Origin of the sequence: Halomonas sp. 3A7M (assembly GCF_014897875.1) — a bacterium.
Classification (GTDB): Bacteria; Pseudomonadota; Gammaproteobacteria; order Pseudomonadales; family Halomonadaceae; genus Vreelandella.
Genome location: NZ_JABUZD010000091.1, coordinates 1 through 838, shown reverse-complemented (window position 1 = coordinate 838; position 838 = coordinate 1). Strand labels below are relative to the sequence as shown.

Below are 838 nucleotides of genomic sequence, written 5' to 3'. Positions count from 1 at the left end.
TGACGTGAAGTAGGTCAACTACGTCGTAGGATGAACGCTTACGGTGCAGATAGTAAAGCATACATCGGGTGAGTTACCTTCAAAGTGCTTTGAGGCAAAGGCATTCACTTGCTATAGGTCGATTTTCATTGCAAGTGATATGACCTCACTGACAAAGTCCACTACTTACTGCGTGCCTTCATAGCTTGCCCAAGTAACACCGTATAGCGTGTACTGCGCCCACCGCCGGGAAGCTTGGAAAGGCAGCCTTTTTCCAGTAGCTCGGCCAAATCCCTCGTTGCGGTGGCTTTACTCACTTTGGCCAACGCTTGGTACTTACGAGCATTGATACCCTGCTCAAACTCCTCCCCCGCTTTATCCAACAAGCGGTTCAGCACTTTAATTTGCCGTTCGTTCAGCACGGTAGTGGCATGGCGCTGCCAGAAGGTGGTTTTCATTAACACACGGTCGATTCTTAACAGCGCCTGCTCGAGTGCCTCTTTCAGCGTGTCCAGAAACCACAACAACCACGGAGTAATATCGAGTCTGCCTTTCTGAGCGCTTTCGAGGTAATCATAGTAAGCGTGACGGCGCGCCATAATGGCCGCGCTCAAGGAATAGAACCGGACGGATTGACGCTCTGCTTGTGCAAGCGCCCGGTCGGTGACTGCACGAGTGACACGCCCATTACCATCATCAAAGGGGTGCAAGGTAATCAACCATAGATGGGTTATGCCAGCGCGAACCAGCCCATCAAGCCCCTGAGGCGGCTGGTTGAACCAAGTAATAAAGGCATCCAGCTCAGCCTCCAGCTGCCGTAAGCGTTCATCCTACGACGTAGTTGACCTACTTCACGTCA

1 protein-coding gene is annotated in these 838 nt (G+C 51.9%); it reads right to left on the bottom strand.

Going from position 1 to position 838, the window contains the following annotated elements; translation table 11 throughout:
• Positions 1-161: 161 nt before the first annotated feature.
• Positions 162-791, bottom strand: coding sequence for a Fic family protein (locus INT19_RS08275; RefSeq protein WP_226924540.1), 630 nt, complete (start codon positions 789-791; stop codon positions 162-164).
• Between the last annotated feature and the right edge of the window lie 47 nt (positions 792-838).